The sequence below is a fragment of the Paraburkholderia sp. genome, assembly GCF_035948235.1.
Taxonomy (GTDB): domain Bacteria; phylum Pseudomonadota; class Gammaproteobacteria; order Burkholderiales; family Burkholderiaceae; genus Paraburkholderia.
Window position 1 is genome coordinate 34,565 of the sequence record NZ_DASZJJ010000109.1, and the last position, 13,582, is coordinate 48,146.

12 protein-coding genes and 1 tRNA gene are annotated in these 13,582 nt (G+C 62.6%); 7 read left to right on the forward strand and 6 right to left on the reverse strand.

The features are described 5' to 3' along the window. Positions 1–53: 53 nt before the first annotated feature. Complete coding sequence (gene cfa, locus VG320_RS09550) at positions 54–1,214, reverse strand: cyclopropane fatty acyl phospholipid synthase (protein WP_327199870.1); 1,161 nt, start codon at positions 1,212–1,214, stop codon at positions 54–56. A 241-nt stretch (positions 1,215–1,455) separates the two neighbouring features. Here cfa and VG320_RS09555 point away from each other — a divergent pair, with 241 nt between their 5' ends. Continuing rightward, a complete protein-coding gene (locus VG320_RS09555; RefSeq protein ID WP_327199871.1) occupies positions 1,456–1,872 on the forward strand; it encodes an HIT family protein in 417 nt (138 codons plus the stop codon). Between the two features lie 195 nt (positions 1,873–2,067). Here VG320_RS09555 and VG320_RS09560 read toward each other — a convergent pair. The 5 genes from VG320_RS09560 to acs form a co-directional block, all read right to left on the reverse strand. Continuing rightward, positions 2,068–2,158 (reverse strand) — tRNA-Ser (locus tag VG320_RS09560). A 50-nt stretch (positions 2,159–2,208) separates the two neighbouring features. Beyond that, positions 2,209–2,832, reverse strand: coding sequence for a YebB family permuted papain-like enzyme (locus VG320_RS09565; protein WP_327199872.1), 624 nt, complete (start codon positions 2,830–2,832; stop codon positions 2,209–2,211). A gap of 74 nt (positions 2,833–2,906) precedes the next feature. After that, a complete protein-coding gene (locus VG320_RS09570; protein ID WP_327199873.1) occupies positions 2,907–4,925 on the reverse strand; it encodes a VC_2705 family sodium/solute symporter in 2,019 nt (672 codons plus the stop codon). Next, entirely contained in the window at positions 4,922–5,287 is a 366-nt protein-coding gene (locus VG320_RS09575) for a DUF4212 domain-containing protein (RefSeq protein WP_327199874.1), read from the reverse strand. The genes VG320_RS09570 and VG320_RS09575 overlap by 4 nt, the downstream gene beginning before the upstream one ends. Positions 5,288–5,405: 118 nt before the next feature. Beyond that, entirely contained in the window at positions 5,406–7,388 is a 1,983-nt protein-coding gene (gene acs, locus VG320_RS09580) for an acetate--CoA ligase (protein ID WP_327199875.1), read from the reverse strand. Positions 7,389–7,701: 313 nt separating this feature from the next. Here acs and VG320_RS09585 point away from each other — a divergent pair, with 313 nt between their 5' ends. The 6 genes from VG320_RS09585 to VG320_RS09610 all read left to right on the forward strand — a co-directional run bounded on the left by VG320_RS09585 (position 7,702) and on the right by VG320_RS09610 (position 13,239). Continuing rightward, positions 7,702–8,604, forward strand: coding sequence for a DMT family transporter (locus VG320_RS09585; protein ID WP_327199876.1), 903 nt, complete (start codon positions 7,702–7,704; stop codon positions 8,602–8,604). Between the two features lie 209 nt (positions 8,605–8,813). After that, positions 8,814–9,419 carry a TIGR00645 family protein gene (locus VG320_RS09590; RefSeq protein WP_327199877.1) on the forward strand — a complete coding sequence of 202 codons (606 nt, stop codon included), beginning with the start codon at positions 8,814–8,816 and terminating at the stop codon, positions 9,417–9,419. Between the two features lie 87 nt (positions 9,420–9,506). After that, positions 9,507–11,030, forward strand: a complete 1,524-nt coding sequence (locus tag VG320_RS09595; RefSeq protein WP_327199878.1) for a fumarate hydratase — start codon at positions 9,507–9,509, stop codon at positions 11,028–11,030. A 261-nt stretch (positions 11,031–11,291) separates the two neighbouring features. Beyond that, on the forward strand, positions 11,292–11,771 hold the full coding sequence (gene bfr / locus VG320_RS09600; protein WP_103706064.1) for a bacterioferritin: 480 nt from the start codon (positions 11,292–11,294) through the stop codon (positions 11,769–11,771). 91 nt (positions 11,772–11,862) lie between these two features. Beyond that, positions 11,863–12,720, forward strand: coding sequence for a glutamate racemase (murI, locus tag VG320_RS09605; protein WP_327199879.1), 858 nt, complete (start codon positions 11,863–11,865; stop codon positions 12,718–12,720). 258 nt (positions 12,721–12,978) lie between these two features. Continuing rightward, the gene (locus VG320_RS09610; protein WP_103706062.1) at positions 12,979–13,239 is read left to right on the forward strand and encodes a (2Fe-2S)-binding protein; all 261 of its coding nucleotides are present in this window, start codon (positions 12,979–12,981) and stop codon (positions 13,237–13,239) included. Positions 13,240–13,582 lie beyond the last annotated feature (343 nt).

The window sequence follows — 13,582 nt, forward strand, 5'->3', positions numbered from 1 at the left end:
CGCTTGATGCGCTCGCAGCCTTTTTTATGGGCTAAAGTGCGTTGGCCGCCAATTCACGGCCGACGATAACCACCGGGCAGCCCGTTTTTCGATAATACAAATTGCCACAATTGAATATCGCGCGCGCGGAATGCGCCGGCGCACGAAAGCAGATAGTAACGCCACATGCGATAGAAACGGCGCCCCATTTCCGCTTCGAAACGCGGCCACGCGGCTTCAAAATTGGCGTGCCACGCCATTAAGGTGCGGTCGTAATCGGCGCCGAAATTATGCAGGTCTTCGGTCACGAAAAGACCGCCCGAAGCGTCCGCAACCTGGCCAATCGTGGGCAATTCGCCATTCGGGAATATGTATTTGTCGATCCACGGATCGGGCGTCGTGTCGCGACGATTCTTGCCGATCGTATGCAGCAGGAAAAGGCCTTCGTCGTCCAGACAACGATGCGCCACTTCCATATAGGTGCGGTAATTCTTCGGCCCGACGTGCTCGAACATGCCCACACTGGCGATGCGGTCGAACTTCTCGTCGAGCAGCCGGTAATCCTGCAGACGAAATTCCACCGGCAGGCCTTCGCAACTTGCGGCGCCCAGCGCCGCCTGCTCTTTCGAAATCGTTACACCGACGCATGAAACACCGTAGTTTTGCGCGGCGAACTTCATAAGACTGCCCCAGCCGCAGCCGATGTCCAGCAGACGCATGCCGGGTTCGAGGCCCAACTTTCTGCAGATCAAATCGAGCTTGGCTTCCTGCGCCTCGTCCAGCGTCTTCGCACCGCCCGACCAGTAGCCGCAGGTGTACGTCATGCGCTTGTCGAGCATCGCCTCGTAAAAAGCGTTGCCGATGTCGTAGTGCTGCTGGCCGACCTTCCACGCCCGGCGTACGGTCTGGCGATTCATGAGGCGCGCCTTGAGCGCATGGAAAACGAGGCGCGAAGGATCGATGTCGTCGTCGAGGTGAGCGTGCAGGACGTGCGCGAAGAATTCGTCGAGCTGCTCGCAGTCCCACTGCTCGTCCATATAGGACTCGCCAAGGCCCAGATTGCCGAACGCCAGGACGCGTTCGGGCACCTGCGGGTCATGGATCTGCATGTCCCAAGGTCGCGGGCCGTTGAAGATCACATCGGCGCGTGCCAATAGTTGGGACGCGAACCGCCAGGCCCCCGAGCCAGTGGCCTCGCGGGCGGAATGGGCTGCTTCGAGATCGGTCGTTGCCATACGTGTTGCTCCGTATCAGACAATTTTCGTCGCGCGCGCTGCGAGAAACTCTATGATGCACCCGCTTCAAAAAACGTGCAGCAACACGGACAGCTTCGCCCGGCTCTCGGCGATAATCGGGCGCTGCGGTTGCAGCGCTTGCCAGGCGGGCCTGCAAAACCGCGCCCTTTTTTAAGCACGTTGCTGAAAATAAAGCGGGTGCATATGCACCGACGGCAGCGCTCACGACCACGAGGACTTCATGGCCTACGACGACAACAACATCTTCGCCAAGCTGCTGCGCGGCGAGATTCCCTCCATCAAGCTCTGCGAAAACGACGCAGCCGTCGCGATCATGGACGTGATGCCCCAATCCGAGGGCCACGTGCTAGTGCTGCCGAAGGAAGGCGCTGAGGAAATCTACGAGCTGTCATCCGAGGCCGTGGCCGCCGCGATGGCGATGGTGCAGAAGATGGCGGTGGCGTTGCGTCAGGCGCTCAAGCCCGACGGCCTGACAATCGCGCAGTTCAACGGCGCGGCCGCGGGACAGACGGTGCCGCACGTGCACTTTCATTTGATCCCGCGCCGCAAGGGCGAGGAGTTGCGCATGCACGCGCGCGATATGGCAGACAAGGCGGAACTGGAGGCGGTCGCGCAGCGGATTCGCGCGGCGCTTTAAGGCGATGTGGGAATGGCGCGCGAGGCTCGCGCGCCATTTGTGTGACGCCGAAGTCGCGGATCGATGTCTGCGCATCGATCGCGGCGGCCGCACGGGATGGTCGTGCCGCCACAATCAACGCGAAGCACCTGGCGGTAGCCCAAAACCAAAAGCCCCGCCAATCTACGCGATTGTGCGGGGCCTTCAGAGCATTCGTGGCGGAGAGACGGGGATTCGAACCCCGGATAGGTTATTAACCTATACACGCTTTCCAGGCGTGCGACTTAAACCACTCATCCATCTCTCCTGCGGGAGGCGCATTATAGCAGGGTTCTGGCGGAAGGGGAAATCGGCGCTTCAACGCGCCTCCAGCACCAGCCGCACCCGTGCGCTATCGAGCAGACTCGCTGGCGTAACCGTCTCCCGCGCCCACGGAATCCGCCCGAAGAACCACAGCCGCCAGAACGCCAGCCGGGCTTGCGGCTGCCGCGCATACAGTTCGTCGAAGGTCTGCACGCGGCCGATCTCCACCCCTACCGCTTCGGCCAGCACTTCGCGTACGAACCGCGAACAGAACTGCCGCGAAGACCGCAGATTGAAGCCCGTGTCGTAAAGCACGCCAATCCGCCGCCCCGCCGCGCGACGAATGTGCGCGTGCCGCGACTCCAGCGCGCCACCCACAAGCCGATAAACAGCAAACCGCGCAGCCTCCGACCGCCCGACGAAACGCCGCAAGCTCGTGTACCGCGATAAAGGAAACGTACTCTCCGCAATGATCGGCTCGGCACCCGACGTATCGACCACGATTCCAACGTGATTGCTCCAGCATCCCGTGGCCGCGGACACTTCGAGAAAAGGCCTCGCCGTGACGCGAATAAAAATCAGGTCGCCGACTTCGAGTTGGGCCGCCACATCCAGAGCAAGAGGAATCATCGGGAAGCTCACCAGGCAGACTGCAATAAGCGCATTCTTGCGCGCCAAGCCGCCCCCTGCCCGTCCCGATAAGAATGCTCAAAAACCACCACCGCCGGTATCGAATATCGATACTTAAAATATTAAGGATGCCGAATATAATCCACCAGCGCGACGGTATATTCATCGGGCTTGCGATCCACCAGACTCACGGCAATCGCCACCAGAAATCCAGCGGGCACTCCAAATACGCCTGAACTGATCGGCTCGATCCCCCACCACCGCGCGCCCTCGAACCCCGTAAGCTGCGTAAAGAACGGATAAGTCGAAACGATGTAATACACGCACACCGCCAGCCCCGCCACCATCCCCGCTACCGCGCCCAGCCGCGTCGTGCGCTTCCAGAACACACCCAGGACCAGCACGGGGAATAAACTCGAAGCCGCCAGAGAAAACGCCGCGCCCACCAGAAATAGAATATTCCCCGCATTGAGCGACGCCACCCACGAAGCAAATAGCGCAACTCCCAGTAGCAGAATTTTCGACATCGTCACGCGCCGTTGACTCGACGCGTTCGGATCGACCATGTGGTAATAAACATCGTGCGAAAGCACATTCGAAATCGTCAGCAGCAGACCATCGGCCGTCGATAGCGCCGCCGCCAGCGCCCCCGATGCAATCAGCCCCGACATCACATACGGCAGCCCCGCAATTTCAGGCGCGGCCAGCACCACCATATCCGGCTTCATCTGGATATCGCTCCAGCGCACGATGCCGTCGCCGTTGATATTGGTGATGTTAATCATGGTCGGCTCGATGTGCCGCCATTGCATCACCCAGTGCGGCAGGTCGTCGATGGACTGGCCCACCAGGTGCGAAAGGATCTCGAACTTGATCAGCACCGCCAGCACCGGCACCGTCAAATAGAACAGCGCGACGAAGAACAGGGTCCAGCCCACCGAGCGCCGCGCCGACGCCACCGAAGTCGTGGTGTTGTAGCGCGTGAGAATGTGCGGCAGGCTCGCCGTGCCCAGCGACAGGCACAGCAGCAGCGACAGAAAATTGCGCTCGTGAATGCGGCGCGCGTCGTCGCTTTCGGCGGGAAAGGGTTCGTGCATCGGCACGGGCGGCGTCGCCTGCGCGAGCAGGTCGTCGCGCTGCTGCGTCCAGGCCACGCGCGCGGCCTGCTCGTCGCGTGGGAAATGCGCGATGTCGCGTTCGACTGAATCGATATCGCGCAGCGGGCCGTTGTGTCGGCGCAGGTCCGCGAGCGTTTCGATGAGGCGCGTTTTCTCTTCCACGTACGAGCCCGGCAGCGCGTCCAGGCGCGATTGCCATAGCGCCGCGCGCAGGCGGAATTCGTCGCGCACATTCGCTTCGGCGCTGGCATCGCGCACGTCACGTTCGAGCGTTTCCACGCGCTGCATCACCGTGCCGTAGTCGAGTTGCGGGACCCACCCCAGGCCGTCTCGATGCGCGATCAACGACACCGGAATCAGGATCGCCGCGATCAGGATGATGTACTGCGCCACCTGGGTCCACGTGACGGCGCGCATGCCGCCCAGGAACGAGCACACCAGAATGCCCGCCAGTCCGCAGAAGATGCCAATCGCGAAGTCCACGCCGATAAAGCGCACGGCGATCAGCCCCACGCCCTGGATCTGCGCGACGAGATAAACGAACGAACAGAGAATGGTCGCGAGCACGGCCAGCGCGCGCACGAGGTTGCTGGAGAAGCGCGTGCCGAGAAAATCCGCAATGGTGTAGCGCGCGAGTTTGCGCACGTATGGCGCAAGCAGGAAAGCCACCAGGCAGTAGCCGCCGGTCCAGCCCATCAGGTACGCCAGGCCGTCGTAGCCGCTCGCGTAGAGCGAACCCGCGAGGCCGATGAACGAGGCCGCCGAAAGCCAGTCGGCGGCGGTTGCCATGCCGTTGAAGAACGACGGTACGCGCCGCCCTGCAACGTAGTATTCGACCAGATCCGAGGTGCGCGAAAGCAGGCCGATCACGGCATACACGGCGATCGGCACGAACAGGAACACGTAGCCGATCCACATGCCGGGGCCGGTGAAGCGTTCGATGCGCCACATCACGTAGACGAAGGCGAGAAAGCCGAGCGTATAGAGCGCGTAGGAGCGTATCAGCCGATGCGCGAGCTTCATGGTTGCGGCGCCTGGCGAGCGTCGCGGATCGCTTGTTCGGCTTCGCGCGCGGCCTGAAGTTCGCGGTCAGCGCGCTGCATCAGCACGATGTAGATGACCACCAGCAGCACGTAGACCAGAATCGCCCCTTGCGCGCCGATGTAAAACGGCAGGCTGAAGCCGGCGAAGCGCACGGTTTCGAGCGCGCGCGCGAAGAGCGGCGCGACGAACGAGACCGCAAAGCCGATCGTCATGAGCACGCCGATCAGCACCAGGTTAAAGCGCCAGTAGCGCCGGTGCGCGAGCGCCATGGCCGCGCTCACCGGCGGCGGCTCGGGCACGGGATTGAAATTATTCGGCGGTTGGGTGTGTGGCGCGGCCATGCGCCTGTGTAGCAAAAAGGCGCTGGCGCGGCAATTAGGCAATGCGAGGATCACTTCGAGAGCCGAAGTAAAAACGCCGCGCAAAGCGCGGCGTCCATGAACCAGCGTGAAGCCCGGCTTAAAGCGATTCGCCGAGTTGATCGAGAATCGCCGGGTTCTCCAGCGTCGAAACGTCCTGCGTGATGGCCTCGCCCTTCGCGAGTGAGCGCAGCAGGCGGCGCATGATCTTGCCCGAGCGCGTCTTCGGCAGGTTCTCGCCGAAGCGGATGTCCTTGGGCTTGGCGATCGGACCGATTTCCTTGCCGACCCACGCGCGCAATTCGTTGGCGAGCTTCACGGCGTCATCGCCTTGCGGGCGGTTGGCCTTGAGCACCACGAAGGCCACCACGGCTTCGCCGGTCGTGTCGTCGGGGCGGCCCACTACGGCGGCTTCCGCCACCAGCGGATTCGCCACCAGCGCCGACTCGATTTCCATCGTGCCCAGGCGGTGACCCGAAACGTTCAGCACGTCGTCGATGCGGCCCATGATGGTGAAGTAGCCGCTTTGCTTGTCGCGCACGCTGCCATCACCGGCCAGATACAGCTTGCCGCCCAGTTCTTCCGGGAAGTAGCCCGACTTGTAGCGCTCCGGCTGGCCCCAGACGTTGCGGATCATGGCCGGCCACGGACGCTTGACGACCAGAATGCCGCCCTGCCCGTTTGGCACGTCCTGGCCGGTTTCGTCGACGATCGCCGCCATGATGCCCGGCAGCGGCAGCGTGCACGAGCCCGGCACGAGGGGCGTGGCGCCCGGCAGCGGCGTGATCATGTGGCCGCCGGTTTCCGTCTGCCACCACGTATCGACGATCGGGCAGCGCTTGTTGCCCACGTTCTCGTAGTACCAGATCCACGCTTCGGGATTGATCGGCTCGCCGACCGTGCCCAGGATGCGCAGCGACGACAGGTCGTAGCTCTTCGGGTGAACCTTCGCATCGGCTTCCGAGGCCTTGATGAGCGAGCGGATTGCCGTGGGCGCCGTATAGAACAGCGTGACCTTGTGCTTCTGGATCATGTCCCAGAAGCGGCCCGCGTTCGGGAAGGTGGGCACGCCTTCGAACACCACCTGCGTGGCGCCGATCGTGAGCGGCCCGTAAGCAATATAGCTATGACCCGTGATCCAGCCGATATCGGCCGTACACCAGAACACGTCGTTGGACTTGTAGTCGAAGGTCCACTTCATGGTCTGCGCGGCCCACAGCAGATAGCCGCCCGTGCTGTGCTGCACGCCCTTCGGTTTGCCGGTCGAGCCCGACGTGTAGAGGATGAAGAGCGGATGCTCCGCGCCCACCGGTTCCGGCGCGCAAGTGTCGCTTTCCGCCGCCGACACTTCGTGCATCCAATAGTCGCGGCCTTCGTGCCACGCGACCTTGCCGCCCGTGCGCTGGTAGACGATCACGGTTTTCACGGCGTCGCAGCCGCCCATGGCGAGGGCTTCGTCGGCGATATTCTTGAGCGGCAGGGCCTTGCCGCCGCGCATCTGTTCGTCGGCGGTGATGAGCGCGACCGCGCCCACGTCAACCATGCGTTCGTTGAGCGACTTCGACGAGAAGCCGCCGAACACCACCGAGTGCGTCGCGCCGATGCGCGCGCAGGCCTGCATCGCCACCACGCCTTCCACCGACATCGGCATATAGATGACCACGCGGTCGCCCTTCTTCACGCCGCGCTGCTTGAGCGCATTGGCGAAGCGCGAGACGCGCGCGAGCAGATCCTTATACGTGATGTTGGTGACGCTGCCGTCGTCGGCTTCGAAGATGATCGCGACGCGCTCGCCGTTGCCGGCTTCGACGTGGCGGTCCAGGCTGTTGTACGAGGCGTTGAGCTCGCCGTCTTCGAACCAGGTGTAGAACGGTGCCTTCGACTCGTCGAGCACCTTCGTGAAGGGCTTTTGCCAGCTCAGCGTTTCGCGTGCGAGACGCGCCCAGAAACCTTCGTAATCGCCTTCGGCTTCGGCGACGAGCGCCTTGTAGGCGTCCATGCCGGACACCGTCGCGTTTGCTACCGTTTGCGCGGTCGGCGCAAATACACGATGTTCCTGAAGAACCGATTCAATCGCAGACATCGACAACCCCTTGGTGAAGATGAAACGTCAAACTCGTGGACACGCGCCGCATCTGCGATGCCTGCGCGCGCCGTCTCCTGTGTGCCGCCGCGCTCTCTGTGTTCGAGCGCCTGCGGCGTTTTTTGCTGCGGTTCTTTGCTGCGTTCCGAATGGACTCGCGCACGTGTCCATCGGTTCAAGATTAAGCGGCGCAACTTACCTGCTACTTACGCAGCGCGCCGACGCCGGTGCGCCGATGATGCGCCGATCATCGATAGCGACCTCTTAAACGCCCATTTAGAATGCTAACTGATCTGAGCGCCAGGATTCCAGCTTGAACCGTCATTCACTTTTTCTCGTCGCCGCCATGCTGCTTGTGGGCAGCAATGTCGGCATCGGCAAAACGATCGTTGCGTTTTTGCCCGTTGAGCTGTTCGCGCTGCTGCGTTTCGTGATCGCGCTGGCCGTGCTCTGGCCCCTGCTGCGCCTTGCCCGCATGCGCCGCGTCAAGCGCGGGGAATGGGTCAATCTGTTCCTTCAGGCGCTGTTCGGCACATTTGGGTTTACCCTGCTGATGCTGGGCGGCGTGCATCGCACCAGCGCCGTCGCCGCGGGCGTCATCACCAGTACGATTCCCGCCGTGGTCGCCCTGTTCTCGTGGCTGTTCCTGCGCGAGCGGCCCGATGCGCGCGCTTTCGCGTCGATTGCGCTGGCGATCGTCGGCATCGCCGTAATCAATCTGGCGCATGCGGACGCAGGCGCCAATGCAGAAGCGAATCCCGCTTCCTTCACCGGCAATCTGATGGTGCTGGGCGCGGTCTGCTGCGAATCGCTGTACGTGATCCTCTCGCGCCGTCTCACGCAAACGCTCGCGCCGCTGGAAATCTGCGCGTACACCCATCTGTTCGGCTTTCTGCTGATGCTGCCGGTTGGTTTGTCTGGCGCCTTCTCGTTCGACTATGCGAGCGTGCCCGCGGGTATCTGGGGCCTTGTGCTGTGGTACGGGCTGTCGGCCAGCGTGTTCTCCTTCGTGTTGTGGATGATGGGCATCCGGCACGTGCCGGGCAGCATCGCGGGCGTGTTCACGGCTGTGCTGCCGGTAGCCGCCGCCGTCTACGGCATGGTGTTTCTGGGCGAGCGGCCCACGCCCGCGCATGGCGTCGCGCTCGCCTGCGTGATCGCGGGCATCGCGCTCGCCAGCCTCAAGACGAAACGCCTGCCGCCCGTCGCGTCGTGAGCCAGCGTCATCCGCCGATGCAATGACCCTGAAAGCTTCGCTGTCCGGATCGCGGCGAAGTGTCGCGCCGACGCGTTACAATAGCGCCCGCCCGGCCCCTGCGGAGCTGCGGCGCGAACGGCGCGAGCCTGCAGGAATCCGGCAGACTCGGCGCGGCGCGCCCGGCGCCGCGTGGACCCTGCCCGATTTCCGCCCTACGTGAAACGCCCATGTCCGCCGCACGCCCCAAGTCGACCGCAGCACCTTCCCGCCGCCGCATGGGCGTGCTGCCCAGCGTCATCTTCATGAGCCGCTGGCTCCAGGTGCCGCTTTACCTGGGCCTGATCGTCGCCCAGACGGTCTACTGCGTGCTCTTCGTCAAGGAAGTCTGGCACCTCGTCACCCACGCCATGTCGCTCGACGAAACGAGCATCATGCTTGCCGTGCTCGGCCTGATCGACGTGGTGATGATTTCCAATCTGCTCATCATGGTGATCGTTGGCGGCTACGAGACCTTTGTCTCGCGCATGGGACTGGAAGGCCATCCCGACGAGCCCGAATGGCTCGATCACGTGAACGCCGGCGTGCTGAAGGTGAAGCTCGCGATGGCGCTCATCAGCATTTCGTCGATTCATCTGCTGAAAACCTTCATCAATCCGGACGCAGTGTCCGAGCGCACGGTGATCTGGCAAGTGGCCATTCACGTTGCGTTCCTGCTCTCCGCGCTGGTGATGGCCTGGATCGACCGCCTCACCACGCATACGCATCCCGAGCATTATCACGATCTCGCCGCGCGCCATCCGGTGCCGGCGCGCGAGGTCGCCGAAGCAGATTAAAGCCGGAGTTACACAGACCGAAACCGGCGCCTGGTCAAAACAAAAAATTCCACGATTCGAATCACCCCGTCCCCAAAGAAGCTAGCCATGACCGTCATCAAGCAGGAAGACCTGATCCAGAGCATCGCGGATTCGCTCCAGTACATCAGCTACTACCATCCGCAGGACTACATCGAGGCGCTGGGTCGCGCCTATGAGCTGGAGGAAAGCCCGGCCGCGAAAGACGCGATCGCGCAGATCCTCACCAACAGCCGCATGTGCGCCGAAGGCCGCCGCCCGATCTGCCAGGATACCGGCATCGTCACGATCTTCGTGAAGGTCGGCATGGATGTGCGTTGGGACGGCGCGACGATGGGCGTCACCGACATGATCAACGAAGGCGTGCGCCGCGGTTACCTGAACCCGGACAACGTCCTGCGCGCGTCGATCGTTTCGCCGCCCGAAGGCGGCCGCAAGAACACCAAGGACAACACGCCGGCCGTGATCCACTACGAGATCGTGCCGGGCGACAAGGTCGACGTTCAGGTGGCGGCCAAGGGCGGCGGCTCGGAAAACAAGTCGAAGTTCGTCATGCTCAACCCGTCCGACTCGATCGTCGACTGGGTGCTCAAGACCGTGCCGACGATGGGCGCAGGCTGGTGCCCGCCGGGCATGCTGGGCATCGGCATCGGCGGCACCGCTGAAAAGGCGATGCTGATGGCGAAGGAATCGCTGATGGAGTCCATCGACATTCAGGACATCATCAAGCGCGGTCCGAAGGACTGGATCGAAGAGCTGCGCGTGGAACTGCACGAGAAGGTCAACGCGCTAGGTATCGGCGCGCAGGGTCTGGGCGGTCTCGCAACCGTGCTCGACGTGAAGATTCACGCAGCGCCCACGCACGCGGCTTCCAAGCCCGTCGCGATGATCCCGAACTGCGCCGCCACGCGCCACGCGCACTTCGTGCTGGACGGCTCGGGCCCGGCAAAGCTCGAAGCGCCCTCGCTCGACGCATGGCCGAAGGTCAACTGGGAACCGAACACGGAAACCAGCAAGCGCGTCGATCTGAATACGCTCACGCCGGAAGAAGTCGCTTCGTGGACGCCGGGCCAGACGCTGCTGCTCTCGGGCAAGATGCTCACGGGGCGCGACGCCGCGCACAAGCGCATCGCCGACATGCTCGCCAAGGGCGAAAAGCTGCCGGTGGACTTCAAGAACCGCGTGATTTATTACGTTGGCCCGGTCGATCCGGTGCGCGACGAAGTGGTTGGCCCGGCAGGCCCCACCACTGCCACCCGCATGGACAAGTTCACCGATCTGATGCTCTCGCAAACGGGCCTGATCTCGATGGTGGGCAAGGCCGAGCGCGGTCCGGTCGCAATCGACGCCATCAAGAAGCACAAGGCTGCGTACCTGATGGCCGTGGGCGGCGCCGCTTACCTCGTGTCGAAGGCGATCCGTGGCTCGAAGGTCGTGGCGTTCGAAGACCTCGGCATGGAAGCGATCTACGAGTTCGACGTCCAGGACATGCCGGTGACGGTTGCGGTCGATTCGTCGGGCACCTCGGTGCACAAGACCGGCCCCGCCGAATGGCAGGCGAAGATCGGCAAGATTCCGGTTGCGACGGCTTGATGCATCGGATTGAAATACAAGATGCGAGATAATCGCGAGGCAGCAGCAACGCCGAACTAGAAAACCGGGGCCCCGCGCCCCGGTTTTTCTTTGATTAACGCTGGTTAACGCGAAGCGTACTGAGACTAATTCTCAGCACGCAGCAAATGGCTGATTTTTCCGCATTTTTGCGCAGATTCGGCCTTGGCTTTTGCGAATTGAGCGTTTATTGTTTGAACCCAGTGTTAAAACCTGCCCGCCCCCACAAGGAAGGAAAAAATTATGCAAGGCGACAAGAAAGTCATCGAATATCTGAACGCGCAGCTCAAGAACGAACTGACGGCGATTAACCAGTACTTCCTGCACGCGCGGATGTACAAGCACTGGGGCCTGGAAAAGCTCGGCAAGCACGAATATGACGAGTCGATTGGCGAAATGCGTCACGCCGACTGGCTCATCGAACGCATTTTCATGCTCGACGGCCTGCCCAATCTGCAAGACCTGCACAAGCTGCTGATCGGCGAAGAAACCAAGGAAGTGCTCGAATGCGATCTGAAGCTCGAGTACATCTCCCAGGGCACCTGCAAGGAAGCGATCGCTTATTGCGAATCGGTGCGTGATTTCGTTTCGCGTGAGATCTTCACGAAGATTCTCGACGACACCGAAGAACACATCGACTGGCTCGAAACGCAGATCGATCTGATCGACAAGGTCGGCATCCAGAATTACCAGCAGACCATGATGGGTTCGGTAGAATCCTGATTCTGATTGCTGTAGTGGCCGTGCCCCGCGCGCCCGCGGGTGCGGCCCGCCAACGCAGCACCGAATTATTCTTTCTCGCTCCTCGACTCACGTGAACCATCCGGCTCCCCATTGCGCCGCGCCCATCGGTATTTTCGATTCCGGGCTGGGCGGCCTTTCGGTGCTGCGCGCCGTGCGCGCGCATTTGCCCGCGGAACGGGTTGTCTACGTGGCCGATTCGCGTTATGCGCCCTATGGCCAGCGCGACGACGACTTTATCGCCGACCGCACGCTCGCGATTGGCGAATGGCTGGTGGCGCAGGGCGCGAAGGCGCTGGTGGTGGCCTGCAACACGGCCACGGCGCAGTCGATCGAGTTCGTGCGCGCGCGTCTGCCGATCCCGCTGGTGGGCGTGGAGCCGGGCGTGAAGCCGGCGGCGCAGTTGTCGAAGTCGCGTGTCGCGGGCGTGCTCGCCACCCAGGTGACGCTGCGCAGTGCGCGCTTCCAGGCGCTCGTCGAGCGTCACGCCGACGACCTGCGCGTGCTGTGCCAGCCGGGCCACGGTCTCGTGGAGGCGGTCGAACGCTGCGACATCGACTCGCCGGAGCTGGTCGCGCTGCTGCGCGGCTACGTCCAGCCGATGCTCGACGCCGGCGCGGACACGCTGGTGCTCGGCTGCACGCACTACCCGTTCCTTGACGCCGCGATCCGCTCGATCGTCGGCGAGCGCATGACGCTCGTGGATACGAGCGTGGCCATCGCCCGTCAGCTCGAACGCGTGCTCGATCAGCATGGTCTGCGCGCAACGGCGGCCCATGTCGAATCTCCCGCCGATGTCCGGTTCTGCTCGACCAGCGACGGCGCACACCTGCGCGCGCTCGCGGCGGCGCTGCTCAACATCGATGCGCCGGTCGAACGTATCCAGATTCCCTCGCGCCGCACCCGCGAACTCGAATCCAGCGCGGCCTGAACACCACACTGCGCAGCACCGCAAAAAAAGCCGCTCGATACGGCCCCATTCTTACACCCGTCTTTCGCCTTCTGGCCCCGTCTTAGGCCCGCCTGCCACGGGCCTGCGCGATCGCGCCCCGCTGCGCCGCATCGCTGATCCAGAGCAAAATCCCTGCTAAGCATCCGGTTTTGTTACAAAAATTCCGACTGCATGCTTGCCAAACGGGCCAAACATAATGATAATAATTCGCATTAACTCTCTCTATTGCGCTCCATCATGATTGTCTGCGTGTGCAAGTCCGTCTCCGACCGTACGATTCGCGCCTCCATTGCGGAAGGCATGGACTCTTTCGACGAGCTGCAGTTCGAGCTTGGCGTCGCGACCTGCTGCGGCAAGTGCGAAGAATCCGTTCGCGACGTGATGGCGCAAAGCGGTGTTTGTGCAAGCCGCTGTGGCGTGACGCATCACCACGCTCACCCGGTCGTCGCCGTGCCGCACGTGGTACCCCTGACGTTCTACGAGCGCAAGGCTGCCTGATTTTTCCGTGGCGTACGTTTCCAGCCTGCAGAGACGCGCGCCGCAACAACGCTCAAAAAACCGAGCGCTTTATCGCCGACAGCAAGCCAGTTTCACGACCAGCCAGCTACCGCTCGCACCCTTTTCTGGAGGACGAGATGGAATTGCTGATCGGATTTGTGACCACCGTGTGCATCTCGCTGTTGATCTTTCGCCCATAAAGCTGCCCGTAGCGACGCGTTGTCTGCCTTTTGCGCCGTCGAATACAGGGCGGCCACGCTAACATGCAGGCTTCTCAAACCACCGCCAACGCGCTGACCTTCCCCGCCTTACGCACGAATCGCCGTGTCGTGACCGCGACGGC